This is a genomic window from Shewanella sedimentimangrovi, from assembly GCF_017354965.1.
Lineage (GTDB): Bacteria > Pseudomonadota > Gammaproteobacteria > Enterobacterales > Shewanellaceae > Shewanella > Shewanella cyperi.
Genome location: NZ_CP071502.1, coordinates 297440 through 316400 on the forward strand (window position 1 = coordinate 297440; position 18961 = coordinate 316400).

The following is an 18961-nucleotide window of genomic DNA, read 5'->3' on the forward strand; positions in this document are numbered from 1 at the left end:
CCGCTGACATTTGCGGGGAAATCCGCTACGCTGCCTCCCAGAATGAGTGCTTAAAAATCGCAACGGGAGTCAATTTTGCAGTATCGAACCTTAGTGACCAGTGACGGATGTGACAATGGACCACGGCTGGTGGCCATAGGCCTGGTTGGCCTGTTGCTGCCCGGCTTGGGCGCCCTGCTGTTTGGCGCCGGTCACTGGTTATGGGCACTTGGACTGCCTTTGATACTGGTGTCGTGGTTGTCGGCCAAGCGCCGTTGTCGCGACAGTTCCCGGCCGGGGTTCTGGGCCATGGCGCTGGTGGCCTTGATGTTGTTGTGGCTGTTAATGCTGACCCTGGCGGCGCCTGTGGCCGCCAGCCTGGGACTGCTGGCCCTGGCGGGCGCCATGCTGGGATTGCTGGCGGCGTTCCCATCCCATCCCCGCAAACATTACCGGGACGGTTATTGGCACATGGACATGCCTGTTCCTGAACCCTCAGTGGGGGGCCGTATTGAGCCGTCTCTTTCCATGGGCGGCCAGGCCATGCAAGCTCAGGCCATTCATGAGCGGGCCATGGAGGGGATAGCCGAAGTGTTGCCGGAACAGCTGGCCCACTCAGGTTACCGGGCACAAGATCAGCTGCCGGAAGACAGCGCCATAGGCGCCCCATGGCAAGCCGACGCCAATGGACCGGAAGCCTGGGATGAGAGCGCGGGTTGGCAAGCAAGGGAAGAAGAGAGTGAACCGGATACCACGGGCTCCCTGACCGAGCTGATGCAGCAAATCTTGGTTGTATTGCAGCGCTGGTGGCGTCCGCTTGTCGCGCTGGTGGGTGGGCTGGCCGTGGTTGCTATGGCCGTGCTGCTGTGGCCAGAGGGCCAGGATGAGGCGGCCCAGAGCCAAAACGGGCAAGCGCAGGCCCACAGCCGCGAACAGGTGAAATTGCCCGATGGCCTTAACCTGGCGCTGGAAGAAGAAGTACTGCTGCTTATCTGGAAAGGGGAGCGTACCCAGGAGGGACTGGTTTGGTCCCAGGCCACGGCCAAGGGCGATGCCACCTGCCGGGTATTGGAATTCAATAACGGCAGCCAGTACAGGCCTTTGGAGGTGCGGGTGGTGGCGTCCACCGACACCGAGGCGCGCTTCTCGCCGCTGGACAGCCGCGACATAATCCGCGATATGGCCCTGCGCGGCAGCGTCAGCCTCTGCGGTTACCAGTTCAGTCTCCGTGGCAGTCAGGCGGTGCTGGAGCAACAAGCCCTCTTTGCCGAATACCTGCCCTGAATACAGACGCATCCGATAAAAAGAAGGCACCCTCAGGGGTGCCTTCTTTTTATCAAGCTACTCGCCGGTCTCGTCGCTGCCCGGCTCCTGCTTTTGAGCGGTTTGGAGCCATTGCCTCCGCTGCTCCAGCTCAAGGTAAATGGTCGATTCATTCCCCAAGGGCTGCACCTTGGCAAAACTCTGCTCAATCAGCTCGGCCCCTTGTTTCTGCTCACCCAGATGCCAGAGTATCTCCCCCAGACGTGACTCGGCCTGAGCCGTGGTAGGGGTGCCGGGCGGATAGCTTTTATGGAAGATGGCGACGCTTTTCTCGGCATAGGGTTTGGCTTCCTGCCATTTGCTCTGAGCCATATAACTGAGCACATACACGGATGCTGTTTGGCCGAAAATGAAGGCATCCGGTGCCACTACGGTAGAGAATATTTTCTCGGCCCCTTGCAACAGGGATTCAGCCTCTTGGTACTCTTGCTGCATCATAGCCACATGGGCGAGATACATCTCACTGGTGGCCACCCCGGGGTTGTCTTTGCCATAGCTGATGCTGTTGTATTTGATCGCCTGGTTGATCAATTCCCGGCCGAGGGCGGGCTGCCCCAGGATGGCCGTTGCTATGCCGCGCATGCCAATCAAGGGGAACACCCTGGCTGACTCCGGCGGGAATTTTTTGGCGTTGATATCATAAACCCGCTGTAAATCCGCCAGGGCCTTGTCATAGTAACCAAGCAGCATATAACCGGGGGCCCTTTGGCGCAGCAGCAGTGACACATTGTCTTCATTGAGTGCGGGGGACAGTTCCTGCTCCAACACGGCTATGGCCGCGATGACATCGCCGCTTTTTTTGAGCACATCTGCATGGCGGCTAACAGCGTTAATGCGGGCGCTGTTGTTGGGCTCCAGTGTCTCCTGCGCCAGGCGGTAGCCTTTTTCCGTCAATTGCAGGGCGAGAGCGGGATCTTCGGTAAAGGAATACAGACCGGCATCGGCATAGGCATTGACCAGAAAGGGATGCCCGGCACCTAAGGTGGTTGCCATATCCGTCACCAGCTCCCGGGCCGTTTGTGCCGCTTCTTTAAATCTGTCGTTGTGGTAATAGGCGGCGGTGAGATCCAATTGCAGCCCCTTAAGCTGCAGGTAGTCCTTCTGGGGCAGGCTTTTATAGAGGGCCAGAGCCTGGCTCACCAAGGTCAGCGCCTCATCCAGCTTGCCCTGATTTATGGCGTCGCGGCTCAGGAAGGCCTTCACCATGGCCAACTGGCTGTTGTTGCCGGTCGTGGCGGTCAATTCTCCATGTGCTTGTTGCAGCAAGAGCCGGCCTTCGTCGACCCTGTTGGTTTTCAGGTAGATATTGCCGAGTTTTGCCCGATCGAACGCCAAACCCTCACTGATACCATGGTTAAGTTTCAGCTCGAGCACGGCCTGCTGCAGCCTTGCCGCTTCCTGATCCTGCCCCACGGCTTGGGTCACGGCCACCAGGGATTGCAGCAGGCGGATCTTGACCTCGGGGCTGTCGTTCAGGGCGTCCGTGGTTTGCCTTACCATGGTCTTCACAAACTGCTGGATATCTACGGGGTGCCCCTGGGCCTTTTCCGGCGAGGCTTCTTCAAAGGTCTCGGTAAGCAGCTGAATAACCTGATTGGAGGTGGCGACTTCCTGCCCCAGTTTATGGGTCAGGTGCAGGCTGACGCCAAGGCCGCCAAGCAAACTGATCAGCAGCCCCCCGGTGAGCAGGGAGGCGAGCGGGTGCCGCCCCAGCAGTTTGCCAAAGCGGTAACCCGGCGTGTGCCTGGTGGCTGAAACGGTCTGGCCCTTGAGAAAGCGCTTGATGTCCCATGCCAGTTCACCCACAGAGGCATATCTGTCCTCGGGACGCTTTTCCAGTGCCTTGAGTACTATATTGTCCAAGTCTCTGGGGAACCGCTTCAGGCCCGAGGCATTGGGGCGCAGCAGGGCTCCCGGCGCCTTGGGTTTGCTGTTGGCTATATGCTCCAGAGTCGCGCACATATTGTCTCGGTCCACCGGCAGCGGAGCCTCACCCGTCAGCAACTGGTATAGCAGACTGCCCAGACCATAAACGTCCGTGGCCGTGGTGGGCTGATCACCGCGAACCTGTTCCGGGCTGGCACAGCTTAGGGTCATGGCCAGCATGCGGGCCGCGCTGTCCTGATCCTGTCCCTGATTGAGCATGCGACTGGTGCCGAAATCCAGCAGCTTCACCAGGCCATTGTGATTGACCAGTACGTTTTCCGGTTTCAGATCGCAATGAATGATCAAATGGCTGTGGGCAAAACTGACCGCATCACACACCCGCAGGAACAGCCCCAGCCGTTCGGTCAGGGGCAGCTTTTTCCCGAGACAATATTCCTTGAGGTTCTGACCTTCGACGAACTCCATCACCAGAAAGGGCCGGGCATCCTCGGTCAGACCGCCGTCCAGCAGCATGGCTATATGGGGATGTTGCAGCTTGGCCAGCAACTGGCGCTCGGTGGTGAAATGTTGCTGATCCTCACCGGCCACCATGGCCGGCGCCAGCTTGATGGCGACCTTTTGCTCGTATTGGCCATCGGCACGCTCGGCAAGAAACACCACCCCCATGCCACCTGTGCCAATTTTTTCGATGATCCTGTATGGTCCGAGCTGCTGACCCTCTGTCAGTTGTGACCCCAATTCCCGCAGCTGACTGCCGATCAGGTTCCTGGCCTGGCCGGTGAGCACAGTGGTGGATGAGACGTCCACATGCTCAAGCAAACGCAACACCTCCCTACGTTCGGTGTCGCAGCAGTCGCTGTGATTCAGGAATTCCAGGCGCTCATGGGGAGGAAGCTCGATACAGGAGTCAAACAGGGCCTTAATGCGTTTAAGTTCAGCCATGGCAGGCCTCGCCGTGCTGGCTCAGGCGATCGAATATAAAGGCGCGGGCAAAGGTCAGTTCCCGCTCCACTGTGCGCAGGCTGAGCTGCAGGGTTTCGGCGACCTGCTGTTGGCTGAATCCGGCGAAATAATGCAGCTCGACTATGGCCTCCATTCTGTCACCCAGGCTGCTCATCTGGCTGATGCATTGCTCGACGGCAATCAGGCCCTCGTTTTCGTCCTCTTGGCTGAGTAAATCGTCCAGCCAGCGGGTCTTGATGGCCTTGCCACCGCGCTTGTCGGCGGTCTTGGCGCGGGCATAGTCAATCAGCAGATGACGCATTGCCTTGGCGGCGGTGCGAAACAGGTGTTCCTTGCTTTGATATTGGCCGTCAGCCTCTATGAGTTTGACGCAGGCTTCGTGGACCACTTCTGTAGTCTGCAACGTGATGTTACCTGCGTGCCGGGCCAGAATGCGGTTGGCACAGGCCTTGAGCTCCTGATAGAGCAGGGGATTGATCATGAGTTCGGCTGGGGTCAGTTGGCCGGTCAAGGTGGCGGCCTCTGCTGTGGTGTAAGCCATATCGGAAGGGGGCAGCTTCATATTATTCCTTGCCCCGCTGTAACAGCTCTTCCATCAGGTGCTCAAATTCCTCAAACTTGGCATCCAGCCGGGCAAATGCCAGATCCTGGTTGTCGTACATGCCATCCTGTATGGCTTCCACATAAAGCTTAATTACCGAAAGGGGGGTGCGCAGTTCGTGTGACAGCATGGCCAAAAACTCGGCCTTTCGCGCCTGACATTCGGCGTCGGTCAGGGGCCTGTCGACTGCGGCAAAACTGTCGATATTTTTTGGCCGTTGCGTTAAAGGCTGTTTCATTATCTCTGGCACCCTGGCAATAACTATAGGTGCAGAATTAGAGCAGAAGATTATGCAGTGAGTATGCAGAAACCACGGCGCCGGAGTTTTTAATCAGGCCAGAGGTTCGAATTTGTAACCTGCACCGTAGATGGAGCGGATCAGTTCTTGCTCTATCCCCAGGGAGGCCAGTTTTTTACGGACGTTGCGGATGTGACTGTCGACGGTGCGATCGGACACATGGCGGTAATCCTGATACACCAGATCCAAAATCTGGGCCCGGGAGTAAATGCGGTTGGGGTTGGAGTACAACAAATGGAACAGCTTGAACTCAATGGCCGTCAGTTCCACCACGGCCGCTCCCATTGACAGATTAAAGCTGTCGGCATCCACCTTTAAACCGCTGTCCACCATGGTCTCACGATTGAGGCGCCGTAACTGCACCTTGACCCGAGCCACCAATTCCTTGACCGAGAAGGGTTTGCAGACATAGTCGTCGGCACCTATCTCCAAACCTACCAAGCGATCGACTTCTTCCACCTTGGCCGTGGTCATTATGATTGGCAAATTGGAAAAGGCGCGAATTTCCCGGCACACCTCCAGACCTTGCTTGGTAGGCAGGTCGAGATCCAGCAGTACCAAGGCCGGGGAATGGGCCTGCACCCACCCGGCCACACCGACACCATCGGCAAAGTGTTGGGTTTTCAGGCCCGCCGCGTGCAGGTACATCAGCACAATGTCGGCGATTTCCTGGTCGTCTTCGACCAGCACTACTGTGGCTGTCATGGGAGTATCTGTCATAGGCTCCAAAACCTTAAAGCGGGAGCCGTATTCTAATGGCCAAACCGCCCAGAGAGGAAGCGCTGGCGGAAATCTCGCCCCCATGGGCCTCGACTATGGACTTGCAGATCCACAGTCCCAGCCCCGAGCCGGATTGGCTCCTGTCTTTGGTGGAGCCGGCGCGGTACAAACGCTCGAATATCCGCGCCAGCTCCTCGGTCGTGATGGCGGGCTTGCTGTCTTCTACCTCAATCACCAGCCAGTTGTCGTCTTGGCTCAGGACGACCCGGGCCTGACCCCAATCATCCGTGTACCTGTAGCAGTTTTTCAGCAGGTTATTCATCAACTGCATCATTCGGCCCTGATCCAGTAAGGGCTCAAGTTGATGGGAGGTCTCATCCGTTAAGGCCAGCTGGATGGCTTTTTGTTGCATCATGGGCCTGAAGGATTCAACGCTGGATGCCAGCAGCTCGCTGATCTGGGTTGGTTGGCGGTTTAATATCAGCGCCCCCGAGTCCATCAGTGACAACTGGTAAATATCGCCCACCAGATGGTTGAGGTTGGCGATGCGCTTTTGCAGCAGTTCATAGGAGCTGTCATCGGGCTGCAATACCCCATCCTGCAGGGCTTCCAGCTGTATCTTGACCATGGCCAGTGGGGTACGCAAATCATGGGTCACCTCGGCCAACATCTGGTTTTTCTGCTCCATGAGTTCGCTCATCATCTCGGCCTTGCGCAGGGCATCGCGCTTCTCGAAGACTTCCCTCTGCTTGGCCTTGGCCACCGCCAGGCGCCAGCGGAACAGCCAGTACAACATCAGACCCAGCAGCAGCAGACTCAGCAGGCGGAACCACAGGGTCTGGAAAAACTTGGGCTCTATATCCACTTCCAACACCAGGGGGGAGCCACTCCAATTGCCTGCGCGATTGCTGCCTTCCACAAACAACCGATACTGACCCGGAGGCAAGGACGTGTACTTGGCCTGGCGTAAGTCCGCCGGCGTGGACACCCAGTCGCTGTCGTAGCCTTCCAGCTTGTATCTGTATTGATTGGCTCTGGGATCGGAAAAATCGAGTGCGGCAAAACGCAGCGAAAACTGATTGGCCGTGCTGGGCACCTTAATCTTGGGCTGGCGGTAATCAAAGTTCAGCTTTTGATTGCCGACCATGAGTTCGGTCACCACCAGGGGAGCCCTGTCCTGGCCTTTGATGCCCGGGTCCTGGTCAATCAGCACCAGGGCATCGCGGGAGGCGTGCAGCAACTGGCCGTCGTTTAACCGCTGAAAATAATTGCTGTGTCCCGTCGCAAGGGCGCCATCGGCCTCGTTCAGCGCCTGCAGCAGCTTGCCATCCTCGTTCAACAGGAGGCGGGTGCCGAGCCAATAGTGGCCATTTTCCAGCTGCAACAGACCATCTTCGTTGTCGATTTGACCTATGGCTTCGGTGGCAAAGGGCTCGAAGTGCAGCATGCCGTCGTGCTCGGACACCAGCCTGTCTATGCCGGCATTGTGGTACACCAGGATCTCGCCGCGGCGGTTTTGCAGGAATTGCACGATAAAGTCATGCCTCAGGGTGCCGTCTGTGCCTTGTTTTCCTGTGTAGAGCCGCATCTGTTGCCGGCCACTGTCTATCAGGCCAAAACCGCTGGTGGTCGCTATCCACAGCCGGTTGTGATCATCGACCATCAAGCGGCGCACGTAGTTGATGACCGGGCTTCCATCGGTATTGTGAGGAACTGTGAAACTGCGACTGGCCAAATCCAGTCTGGCCAGGCCGCGATCCGACCCCACCCAGAGTTCCCCCTGTTTACCGAGCGCCAAATGGCGCACGTATACCCCCTCGGTCTTGGCCAGTGGCAGGCGGAATTCCTCTGCCGTGCCCTGCTTGCGATCAAGCCTGAAAATATTGCCATTGCCCCCGCCGAGCCAGTAAATGTTCTCTGTCTCTCTGATACCCGAGAAAAACGATTGCTTGCTCAGGCTGGGATCCTTGAGCAGGGGTTCGGTTTTCCCCGTGCTCAGGTCGAGTTCTATGGGCTGGTGCTGATTGAAGATAATGAGTTGCGACTCGCTGACCTTGATAAGGTTGGCCAGGTAAGAACTGAAGGTATCCTCAAGCTGAGGCGAGAAGCGATCAAAGTAATGGAAGCGCTGGGTTTGCGGATTAAAAAACTGCAGCCCGAAGTTGGACACCCCAATCCATAGCAGTCCGTCCTTGGTTCTGAGCAGGGGATAGGCAAAGTCGCCGCGCAGGCCATGTTTGTCGAGCAGATTGCCCCGCAACTCCTTTTGCAATTGCCCAGTGTTTGCATCGCGGATCTCCAGCCCCAGGGTACCCGACAGCCACACCTGGCCGTCGCCGCTTTCGACAATGGCGGTGTTGGCGGCATCGGCCCGGGAATCCGGAGAATCCAGCTTGATGGCGGTTCGGCGATCACGATTCAGTATATAGGTGCCCTGCTTTTGGGTGGCGAGCCAGATACGCCCATCCTGTGCCAGGTGCAGCCGCCTTATCACCACGCCATTCAGCAGGCCAGGTTCTTTGACCAAGGCAAACTGCCGGCCCCCGGGCGCCATAGTGGCCAGTCCCTTGGCGGTGGACAGCCACAATGTGCCGTCACCGTCGACTTCCAAATCCAGCAAATAGTTGAAGAACCGCTCCCTGGCATTGTCGGCCGAATTGAAATGACTGAATTTCCGCGTCGTCAGGTCCAGGCGGTCGAGACCAAAGCTGTGGGCCAGCCACAGCCGACCCTCGGCGTCCTTCTTGATGGCGTTGACCTGGTTACCGCCCAATGAGGCCGGATCGCCGTCATCGTGACTGAAGTGGCTGAACTCATAGGTGCGCAGATCCAGCCGCAGCAGGCCGCTGGTCATAGTGCCTATCCACAGCACATCTCCATCGGCAAGCAAGGATCGTACATAAATGCCGGACACATCGAAGGGCATGCCCTCAGAGGTCATTTTCAGGTTTTCATAGCCGTCAAAGCGGAACAGGCCCTTCTGGGTGCCGACCCAGATAAAGCCCCTGTCATCCTGGGCCAGTTTCAAAATTTCCTTGTTGGCCAGCTTGCCATCGGCCTCGGCCGCAAACAGCAGCGGTGAAAACAGCCTGGGATCATAGCTGGTGGCTGCCTGGCACAGGCAACTGAAAGTCAAAAGAAAACCAAGGATGATTCTGGTTCGGAATGAGGGCATATCCGCTGTTTATTTGTGCTTGCTATGGTGGAAATTCTGTCACAGCGGCACCGGGAGTGCCAGCGCTAAACCGCCGTGCCTGGATCTTCAGACTTGCACCACTTTTCTCTCCAGCCGGGGCAGTCTGCAAACTCAGTGCACAATTCGCATTTTCAGTCTCCGGGTAAGCAAGAACGCTTTTAAAAAAATGTGGCGGGTTTGGTCTCAGGAATTCGTAACTGATGTAGTGGGCTCTCTGCACGGGCGACGGGGCCGGCAAATACAGAATGCCGCAGCGCGATGCAGCGCCCACGAAAAACCGAGTAACAAACGAGGCCGCCAGGTGTTTGGGTTGTTGCCGTATATAAAAACCGAGGAGATGGCTTGATGAGCAAGCAGTTCAAAATCAATAAATTGGCGGGATTGGTAACCGCCGCAATGGTCGGTGCATTGAGCAGCCCCGCCGCACTGGCGCAGGTCCAGCTCGATACCACCATGGGCGAGGCAGCGTCTTTTAAAATGGTTTCGCTGAACAGCGGTGATGGCTGGTTTGACAGCACCTTCGAGGTGTCCGACCGGGTGGCGGTCGATGCCGAAGGCCGGGTGCTGATGGTCGGCACCACATCGCCGGGCGTTGAACTGAACGATTCGATCTATATCGAACGGCGCTTAAGCGACAACAGCCTGGATCCCAGCTTTGGCAACGGCGGCAAGGTGCAAGTCGGCGACGCTAACTACAGATTGAATGGATTGGTGATCTCCGTCGACAACCAGGGCCGCATTCTGGTGGCCGGCTACAGCAGCAATAAGGAACTGCGCCTGTATCGCCTGCTGGCGGACGGCACCCTGGATCCCAGTTTCGGCGAGGGCGGCGAAACCATTTTTGCCATTAACGGCCAGGCCCCGCAAGCGACCAGCATTCTCAGCGACGGCCAGGGCAGAATCTACCTGGGCGGTCGGATTTATCAGTCGGGCTGGGATGCCTTTGTCGCCCGCTTCGACGCGCTCGGCAACCCGGATACCACATTTAACGGCACCGGGTATCAACTGCTCGGCGAGACAGGCAATGATGATCGCATCAATGCACTGGCCCTTGCCTCCGATGGCGCCCTGCTTGCGTCCGGCCATATCGCATTTAAGTCGACTCTGTTCCGCTTTAGCGAAGACGGCACCTTCGATGCCAACTTCGGCGGTAGCGGCCAAGTGACGGTGAGCCGCTCGGCGACGCAATCCAACCAGTCTTACGATCTGACCGTCGACGCCGGCGGCAAGATCCTGGTCACCACCACAGAAAAGGCCAGCGACGCCGATGCCACGGAAATCTATAACCTGTACCGCTACAACAGCGACGGCACCCTGGACACCTCTTTTGCCGACAACGGCTGGTTTGGCCTGGATGTCAACGGACAGGGAACCAGCGGCAGCAATACCTCGACCAATATCAAAATCGACAGCCAGGGCCGTATTCTGCTCGGCGGTAAGATCTATAACGGCAACGCATCACATATGGCGCTGCTGCGCCTGAGCGCGACCGGCGTGTTGGACACCAGTTTTGGCGAGAGCGGCATCGGCCGTTACTACCTGGAGCCGGGCAACGCCAACAGCGATCCCGTGCTGATCCATCAGGATGCGACCGGCAACCTGGATATCTTCTCTCACCAGAGCGGCTATGAAGGCAACGACCTCGGCTGGAGCAGGGTTGACGGCGACGGCCACGCCACCAGGCCGTTCGCCAAAGACGGCGCGGCGATGGAAGGCGCCGCCGACCTGACCCTGCCGTTTGACGATTATGAAGATTACTACTTTGTACGGGTCGATGCCGAGGGCCGCACCCTGGTGGCGGGCACAGTCACGGATAGCACTAAGACCACGGGGGACGACCTTATTCTGCGCCGCTATAATGTCGACGGCAGTCTGGACACCAGTTTTGCCAGTGGCGGTACTTACCAGCTGCATGTCGGCAGCGGCGACTATCCGAAGGACCTGCAGATAGACGCCGACGGCAATATCTGGTTGCTCGGTTACTCGGCGTGGAGCGCCACGGGTTTTTACCTGATGAAGCTCAATGCCGGCGGCCAGCCGGACGCGGGCTTTGGCACAGCTGGCCTGCTTGACATGCCGGATACCGTAAAACCGGCGGCGCTTATCTTGCACGCCGACGGCAGCATGCTGGTTGCCGGCGACAAATATAACCTGGTGCGCCTCAATGCCGACGGCAGCCTGGATACCAGCTTCGGCAACAACGGCATCTTCGCCGCCGCGGGCCTTGGCGGCAACGACTATTCGTGGTACGCAGGCGAAGACAGCCAGGGTCGTATCCTGTTGGCGGGCCGCACGTTGTACAATAGCATGGTGATGCGGGTCAATGCCGACGGCACTCTGGACACCAGCTACGGCACCGACGGCGTGACGACCTACGCCCTGCCGACCGAAATTATGCCGCTGGGTCATGCCTATTATGAACAGGCAAAGGTTGAGGGTGACAGCCTGTGGTTGGTGGTTGATTCCGGTGGTAACCGCAACTATCTGCTGCGCCTCGATGCAACAGGCGCCGTCGACACCAGCTTTAACGGCGGCAATCCGGTGCCGATGAGTTCCAGCCAGTCGCTCGCTGTGACGGATATGCAAAAGGACAGCGCCGGACGCTTGCTGTTTACCGGTTGGGTCAGCGCTTCCAACTACGATCTGGCCTATGTGCAGCGCCTCAATGCCGACGGCACGCCGGATGAAAGCTTTGCTGCCGGCGGCGTGCAAACCTTTGATTTCGGCACCGGTGTCGACTTTGAATCCCTGGCCGTCAAGCCCAACGGCGAGCTGGTGGCGGCGGGTTATTACATGGTAAACGGTGATCGCGGCATTCTGGTGCACCTCACCGAGAACGATGCACCGACCATTTCCGGCACCCCGGCAACGCAAGTGAACCAGGACGTGGCCTACAGCTTTACGCCTGCGGGCAGCGACCAGAATCAGGACACCCTGACATTCAGCATTGCCAACAAACCGAGCTGGGCGAGCTTCGATACCACAACCGGCGAGCTGTCCGGCACTCCGGGTTATGCGGATGTCGGCAACTTTAGCGGCATAGTGATTTCGGTTACTGATGGCAAGTACACCACCAGTATGTCTGCGTTTGACATCACTGTGGTCAACGTCAACGACGCCCCCACCGGCAGCGTCACTATTGCTGCCGGCAGCCCCAATGGCCAGACCCTGGTGGCAGGCAACAGTCTGGTGGACCTCGATGGCATGGGCGTGGTGAGCTACACCTGGCTGCGTGCCGGTCAGGCCATAGCCACTGGCAGCGAGTACAACCTGGTGCTCGCCGACAAGGATCAGGATATCAGCGTCCGCGCCGATTACACGGATGGGTATGGCACCGCCGAGTCAGTGACCAGCGCCGTTACCAGCGCCACCGCCGATTTCTTCAATGCCGACGCCGATGGCGATAATCTCAGCAACGCCGAAGAACTGGCCCTGGGCACAGATTACACCAAGGCCGACAGTGACGGCGACGGCGTAAACGATGATGTCGACGCCTTCCCGCTGGATATCAATGAATCTGTCGATACCGATAACGACGGCACAGGCAATAACGCCGACACCGATGACGACAACGACGGTGTGCCGGACAACGAAGATGCGCTGCCGCTGGATCCAACCGAAACTGTCGATACCGACCATGACGGCATAGGCAACAACGCCGATACCGACGATGACAACGATGGTGTGCTCGACGTCAATGACGCCTTCCCGCTGGATGCATCAGAAAGCGTCGATACAGACCTGGACGGCACAGGCAACAACGCCGACACCGATGACGACAACGACGGTGTGCTCGACGTCAACGACGCCTTCCCGCTGGATGCCAGCGAATCGGTAGACACAGACAATGACGGCATAGGCAACAACGCCGATACCGATGACGACAACGATGGTGTGCTCGACATCAATGACGCCTTCCCACTGGATGCGACCGAGTCTGTCGACACAGATAACGACGGCACAGGCAACAACGCCGACACCGACGATGACAACGATGGTGTGCTCGACGTCAACGATGCCTTCCCGCTGGATGCAACCGAGTCTGTCGATACCGATAACGACGGCATAGGCAACAACGCCGATACCGACGATGACAACGACGGCGTGCTCGACATCAACGATGCCTTCCCGCTGGATGCGACCGAGACTGTCGATACCGATAACGACGGCATAGGCAACAACGCTGACAGCGACGATGACAACGACGGTGTGCTCGACGTTAACGACGCCTTCCCGCTGGATGCCAGCGAGTCTGTCGATACCGATAATGACGGCATAGGCAACAACGCCGATACCGACGATGACAACGACGGCGTGCTCGACGTCAACGACGCCTTCCCGCTGGATGCGGCAGAAAGCCTTGATACCGACAACGACGGCACAGGCAACAACGCCGACACCGACGATGATAACGACGGCGTGCCGGACAGCGAAGATGCGCTGCCGCTGGATCCGACCGAAACTGTCGATACCGACCATGACGGCATAGGCAACAACGCCGACACCGACGACGACAACGACGGCGTGACCGACACCGAAGATGCCTTCCCGCTGGATGCCGGCGAGTCGGTCGACACAGACGGTGACGGCATAGGTAACAACGCCGACACAGATGATGACAACGATGGTATCCCGGACGTGGATGACAGCGCACCGCTGGATCCCAAGGTCGGTGACAGCCTGGCGCCTGTGTTTGCCGCGCTGGAGCCGCTGGTGTTTGAGGCCGAAGGCCCCACTACCGTGGTGACCCTGCCAGTGCCCGTGGTGACAGACAACAACAGCCATGCCCCGAGCGTCAGTTCCGATCTGCAGGGCGGCTTGTCACTGGGTGAGCACATCATCACCTGGACCGCTACCGACTATGCCGGCAACCAAAGCACCGCCGAACAGAGCGTGACCATAGTCGACACCACGGCCCCTGTGTTTGCCGAGCTGCAACCGCTGGAGCTGAACGCAACCGGTCGTCTGACCGATGTCGCTGCTGCCCTGACCGGTACTCTTGCCGGTACTTCGGCCATCATGGCCGACGACCTGGTGGACGGTGAAGTGAGCGCCGAGATTGTCGGTGACAAGCAACTGGTGTCCGGTCTGCATCAACTTGAGCTGAAGGCCAGCGACAGCTCAGGCAATGTGGCGACCACCCAGCTTGAGGTCAGCATACTGCCGATACTGGAACTGGTGGCGAGCCTGCCGGTAGAAGCCGGTGGCGACTACCAGGTGCCCGTGAGCCTGAGCGGGTTGGCGCCGGCCTATCCTGTGGACATCAGCTACAGCCTGTCGGTGGACGGCGCTCTGATCAGCCAGGGCAATGCCGGCATAGCCAGTGGCACAGACGGCAAACTGCCTGTCACAGTACCGACCACCGTTGGGGTGAACTCGGCCGTCAGCCTCAACATAGACGAGGTCAGCCATGCCTTTGCGCCTGAAGCAACGGCGAGCAAACTGGCTGTGATAGAGCAAAACCTGGCGCCGTCGATGACACTGCAACTGTCCCAGCAAGAAGTCGTGGGCAGTCTGGTTGACCCGGCCAATGGCACAGTGGTGCTGAATGTGGCCATCAGCGATGTGAACCAGGGCGACAGCCACAGCGTCAGCTTCCAGGTGTTGAACCAGGCCTTCGGCGGCACTGTGACCCAGGACGGTCTGGGCTTTGAGTTTGACCCAAGTGAACTTGCCGATGGCAGCTATGCCATTGAGGTGACAGTCACCGAGAGCAACCGCGCCGAGCCGCTCAGCAGCAAACGCCGGCTGAACTTTGTGGTGCAAACCCTGGCACCACTGACCGACAGCGACAGCGACGGTGACGGCATCGCCGATAACCTCGAAGGTTACGGTGACAGCGACGGTGACGGCATCGCCGATTACCTGGATAACGACAGCAACACCGCCCGCCTGCCTCTGGGTGACAACACCGAGCCGATGCAAACCACCCCGGGTATCCAGTTGTCTCTGGGCTCCCTGGTGAGTGCCGCCAATGGCAGCGCCGGCAGCGGTGCCGCCCTGAGCAACGAGCAATTGGCTGCACTGTTGGCCAATGACCCGGCTGCGGCCAATACCACGGATGGCCACTATGTGGCGGCCACCCCGCTGCTGGACTTCAGCCTGAGCGGCCTGAGCGAAGCGGGGCAGTCCGTGTCAGTGGTCATCCCACTGCCGAGCGGCGTAGTGCTGCCGGAAGGGGCTGTGTACCGCAAGTACAACACCACCCAGGGCTGGTTCAGCTTCGTTGAGGATGCCAACAACCAGATAGGCTCGGCCCAATTGGATGCCAACGGCAACTGTCCGGCACCGGGTGCGGCTGCCTATGGTCAGGGGCTGACAGCGGGCGACCAGTGTATCCAGCTGGTACTGCAGGACGGTGGTCCGAACGATGCCGACTTCAGCGCCAACGGTGCCATCGACGATCCGGGTGTGATCAGCACAGAAACCCAGAACCGCGCCCCGGTATTGGTGGATGACCTGGCCACCACCATGGCGGGTCAGACTCTGGTTATCGACGTGCTGGCCAACGACAGCGATCCGGACGGTGACAGCCTGACCCTGGTCAGCGCCAGCACAGATCAGGGCCGCGCCGTGGTGACCTTCAACAACAAGTTGGGTTACATCCCTGCTGTGGGCTTCAGCGGCACCGCCACCATCACTTACCAGGTGAGCGATGGCATGGGCGGCAGCAGCGAAGGTCAGCTGCAGGTGACAGTCACTCCGGCACCCGTGGTAGAGCCCGAGCAGGACGACAAGGGCGGCTCACTGCCACTCTGGTCGGTGCTGCTGGGTCTGCTGGGGCTGAGACGTCGCAAAGTCAAGTAATCTGAGGACTTCCGGCATCGCCTGGATATCCAGAAGCTCTTAAACAAAGCCTCCGCCATGCGGGGGCTTTTCTTTTGTCAGCAGGGACGGCGGGAGTCTATCCCTCGGGCTTGGGCCACATTTTGCGTGTATTCTGCCCCCAGTCTGTTAACAGACTGTAGCCTGGCTGCGGGCCATGCAGTAAACTGCTCGCTTTTGCGGTGGGCCCAGCTTCATTGAAAAAGCGCCATGGGAATACACAGATGAGTTCCGGAGAACAGCGCGGATGACGCAGGTCCTGACACTGGTGATCCTGGCGGCCGGTATGGGCAGCCGTTTTGGCGGTGACAAGCAGTTGGCCGAACTCGGCCCCAGGGGCGAGAGCCTGTTATTGCTGTCGCTGCGCCAGGCCTTTGCCGCCGGGTTCCGCCGGGCCGTGTTGGTGATCCGCCCCGAACTGGAGGCGCCGCTGTTGGCCTCGCTGCAAGGCCAATTGCCGGACGAACTGGAACTGCATTGCTGTTTTCAGCGCCTCGATGATGTGCCGGCAACCCTGGACTCGGCCCCCTGGTTGGAACGCAGCAAACCCTGGGGCACGGCACACGCGCTCTGGAGTGCGCGCCATCTGGTCAGCGGGCCAATGGCGGTGATCACCGCCGATGATTTTTACGGTGCCGATGCCTTCGCGCAATTGGCCTTGGGGCTCAGGAACTCGGATAACTGGATGTTGGTGGCCTATCGCCTCGGCAATACCCTGTCGGAGCATGGCGGGGTCAATCGTGGTCTGTGCCGCGAAGCCGATGGCTGGTTGCAGGATATCCGCGAGTGCCTGGCGATTGAATCTATAGATGGTCAGCTGCTGGGTAAACTGGCCGGCAATAGCGTGGCACTGAGTGCGGACATGCCTGTGTCCATGACCTGCTGGGGTTTTCAGGCGGATATTTTTCCCCGGCTGGAGTCGGCGCTGACGAACTTTTTCAAGCAGCAGCCGCAAGCCTCCAGTGAGTGTTTCCTGCCGGATGTGGTACAAGAGGCCATGGCCAGCGGGCAACCGGTGCGACTCGCCACCGCCCGGGACATTTGGCTGGGGGTGACCTTCCCCGGGGATGCGCCCAGGGTCAGACAAGCTTTGATGGAGTTATTGGGTGATTGAACTCATACGGCAGCGGGTGCTGCCTCACTATTCTATATCCGCTAACAGCGCGATAGCAGCAAGCGGCGCTCTGACGGCAAGCGAAACCATGGCTGGCGAGATTAAGATTTCGCCCCTGGGCAACGGCCATATTAACGACACTTTTTTGGTGCGTGCCGGCGGCACAGAGTTGGTGCTGCAAAGGCTCAATACCCAGGTGTTTCCCGATCCCTGGACTTTGGTGAACAATGCGGCCCTGATTGATGCCCATCTGCAGCGGCAGCAGGCGGCCGGTCGCTTCCGCTTGCAGCGCATAGATCCTAAGCTGACTCTGGATGGCAAGCTGGCGCTGGATTTGGGTACCGATGGTTTCTGGCGCGCCATTCGCTTTTTGCCGCACAGCACCAGTCTGGAGGTGGTAGGCTCGGTTGCCGAGGCAAGGCAGGCTGCCGCGGCCTTCGGCCATTTTGCCATGGCACTCAGCGATTTTGATGCCTCGCTGCTTGGCGATGTGATCCCAAATTTCCACCATCTGCCTGGGCGTATGGCCCAGCTGCAACAGGCCGTGGCCGCTGACAAGGCCGGCCGGGTGGCTGAATGCCAGGATTGGCTGAGCTTTGTGCAGCAACAGCAGCCCCTGCTGGATGAACTGGCGCAAACCCTGCCCAACTTGCCGCTGCGGGTGTGCCATAACGACACCAAGATCAACAACATGCTGTTCGACAAGCGCGACGGCAGTGCCATGGCCATTATCGACCTCGACACCTGTATGCGTGGCCAGCTGATGTATGACTTCGGCGACATGGTGCGTACCTTTACTTCTCCAGAGGCCGAGGATTCTCGCAACCTCGACCAGGTGCGGGTGCGACCCGAGATGTTTGCCGCCATCTGCGAGGGTTTCCTCGGCGAGCTCGGATCTGTGCTGACCGACGCCGAACGCCACAGCCTTTGGCTTGGGGCCAGGGTCATGTGCCTGATGATTGGGGTGCGCTTCCTCACCGATCACCTCAATGGCGATGTGTATTTCCATATCCAGCGCGAGGGTCATAACCTCGACCGCGCCGCCAACCAGTTCAGCCTTTATCTGAGCCTGCTGGCCCAGGCCGACAGTTTGAAGGCTTGTTTGAGTTGAACCGCGCCAAGCCACAGCTGCCATAGCCTGAGCTCGGCGATGTCATTTACCCAATACCAAAGTGCCAAGAGAAGTCCCTATGAACTGGAATGTTGACCCTATTTTGTTGCAGCTCGGAAGCATCAGCCTCCATTGGTACGGGTTGTTGTTTGCCACTGGTATCTGGGCCGGAGCGTCGCTGCTCAAACGCCTCTTGGTCGAGGGCAAGCAGAATGCTGAGCTGGTGGATGAGCTGTTTCTGCCGGTGTTTATCGGCATCCTGGTCGGCGCCAGGCTGATGCATTGCCTGGCCTACGAGCCGGACTACTTTCTCGCCCACCCCATAGAAATCCTCTACCTCTGGAAGGGCGGCCTCGCCAGCCATGGCGGTGGTCTGGGCGCGATTCTCGGCGTGTTGTGGGTGGCGAAACGGCAAAAGGTAGGGCTGCTGTTCCTGCTGGACTATCTGGCCCTACCGACCCTGGCATTCGCCGTCTGCGTGCGTACCGGCAATATGATGAACTCGGAAATCTACGGCACTGTGACCGACATGCCCTGGGGTATAGTGTTTGAACGTATTGATATGCTGCCAAGGCACCCGGCGCAGCTCTATGAAGCCCTGGGGTATCTGCTGCTGGCACTCTTGCTGTGGCGTTTTCGCCGTGGCCTGCTGGCCCTTGAGGGGAGGCTGTTCGGCGCCTTCCTTATCGGGGTGTTTGTCATCCGCATGCTGGTGGAAACGGTCAAACCGGAACAGGCCAGCTATATCCCCGTGCTGCCCCTGACCGTGGGGCAAATTCTCAGCCTGCCCTTTATTCTCACCGGCGTCTGGCTGTGGCTGCGCGCCCGCCGCAGCTAAGGCAATAAGCCGTCGGCAGCGTCGGCGGCAATATTTCCCGGCAATACTGGCAGTTGCAACAGGGTTAATTCATAATCGCCGCAGACTTTCTTTTTGCGGTCAGGTC

Annotated in this window: 10 protein-coding genes; 5 read left to right on the top strand and 5 right to left on the bottom strand. The window is 58.8% G+C overall.

The features are described 5' to 3' along the window. Window positions 1-75: 75 nt before the first annotated feature. Window positions 76-1263: a hypothetical protein gene (locus JYB85_RS01365; protein ID WP_207380728.1), complete on the top strand. Its 1188-nt coding sequence runs from the start codon at window positions 76-78 to the stop codon at window positions 1261-1263. 57 nt (window positions 1264-1320) lie between these two features. Here JYB85_RS01365 and JYB85_RS01370 read toward each other — a convergent pair whose 3' ends face one another. From JYB85_RS01370 to JYB85_RS01390, 5 genes are all read right to left on the bottom strand, one after another. Continuing rightward, window positions 1321-4131 (bottom strand): serine/threonine-protein kinase, encoded by a 2811-nt coding sequence (locus tag JYB85_RS01370; RefSeq protein WP_207380729.1) that lies wholly within the window; start codon window positions 4129-4131, stop codon window positions 1321-1323. Next, the gene (locus JYB85_RS01375) at window positions 4124-4714 is read right to left on the bottom strand and encodes an ECF-type sigma factor (RefSeq protein ID WP_207380730.1); all 591 of its coding nucleotides are present in this window, start codon (window positions 4712-4714) and stop codon (window positions 4124-4126) included. The genes JYB85_RS01370 and JYB85_RS01375 overlap by 8 nt, the downstream gene beginning before the upstream one ends. 1 nt (window position 4715) lies before the next feature. Further along, window positions 4716-4991: a histidine kinase dimerization/phospho-acceptor domain-containing protein gene (locus JYB85_RS01380; RefSeq protein ID WP_207380731.1), complete on the bottom strand. Its 276-nt coding sequence runs from the start codon at window positions 4989-4991 to the stop codon at window positions 4716-4718. Window positions 4992-5084: 93 nt separating this feature from the next. After that, a complete protein-coding gene (locus tag JYB85_RS01385) occupies window positions 5085-5756 on the bottom strand; it encodes a response regulator (protein WP_207380732.1) in 672 nt (223 codons plus the stop codon). 28 nt (window positions 5757-5784) lie between these two features. After that, window positions 5785-8907 (bottom strand): ATP-binding protein, encoded by a 3123-nt coding sequence (locus JYB85_RS01390; protein ID WP_207380733.1) that lies wholly within the window; start codon window positions 8905-8907, stop codon window positions 5785-5787. A gap of 405 nt (window positions 8908-9312) precedes the next feature. On the opposite strand from JYB85_RS01390, the gene JYB85_RS01395 reads away from it, so the two are divergent. From JYB85_RS01395 to lgt, 4 genes are all read left to right on the top strand, one after another. Beyond that, window positions 9313-15774: an Ig-like domain-containing protein gene (locus JYB85_RS01395; protein ID WP_207380734.1), complete on the top strand. Its 6462-nt coding sequence runs from the start codon at window positions 9313-9315 to the stop codon at window positions 15772-15774. Window positions 15775-16039: 265 nt separating this feature from the next. Further along, window positions 16040-16906 carry an NTP transferase domain-containing protein gene (locus JYB85_RS01400; RefSeq protein ID WP_207380735.1) on the top strand — a complete coding sequence of 289 codons (867 nt, stop codon included), beginning with the start codon at window positions 16040-16042 and terminating at the stop codon, window positions 16904-16906. After that, entirely contained in the window at window positions 16899-18017 is a 1119-nt protein-coding gene (locus tag JYB85_RS01405) for a phosphotransferase enzyme family protein (RefSeq protein WP_207380736.1), read from the top strand. The genes JYB85_RS01400 and JYB85_RS01405 overlap by 8 nt, the downstream gene beginning before the upstream one ends. Window positions 18018-18096: 79 nt before the next feature. Further along, window positions 18097-18855, top strand: a complete 759-nt coding sequence (lgt, locus tag JYB85_RS01410) for a prolipoprotein diacylglyceryl transferase (RefSeq protein WP_207380737.1) — start codon at window positions 18097-18099, stop codon at window positions 18853-18855. The last annotated feature ends 106 nt before the right edge of the window (window positions 18856-18961 follow it).

Excerpts from the sequence above, each read along its gene's own strand:
- JYB85_RS01370 (WP_207380729.1), bottom strand. The coding sequence starts at position 4,131 with ATGGCTGAACTTAAACGCATTAAGGCCCTGTTTGACTCCTGTATCGAG.
- JYB85_RS01375 (WP_207380730.1), bottom strand. The coding sequence starts at position 4,714 with ATGAAGCTGCCCCCTTCCGATATGGCTTACACCACAGCAGAGGCCGCC.
- JYB85_RS01380 (WP_207380731.1), bottom strand. The coding sequence starts at position 4,991 with ATGAAACAGCCTTTAACGCAACGGCCAAAAAATATCGACAGTTTTGCC.
- JYB85_RS01385 (WP_207380732.1), bottom strand. The coding sequence starts at position 5,756 with ATGACAGCCACAGTAGTGCTGGTCGAAGACGACCAGGAAATCGCCGAC.
- JYB85_RS01395 (WP_207380734.1), top strand. The coding sequence starts at position 9,313 with ATGAGCAAGCAGTTCAAAATCAATAAATTGGCGGGATTGGTAACCGCC.
- JYB85_RS01400 (WP_207380735.1), top strand. The coding sequence starts at position 16,040 with ATGACGCAGGTCCTGACACTGGTGATCCTGGCGGCCGGTATGGGCAGC.
- lgt (WP_207380737.1), top strand. The coding sequence starts at position 18,097 with ATGAACTGGAATGTTGACCCTATTTTGTTGCAGCTCGGAAGCATCAGC.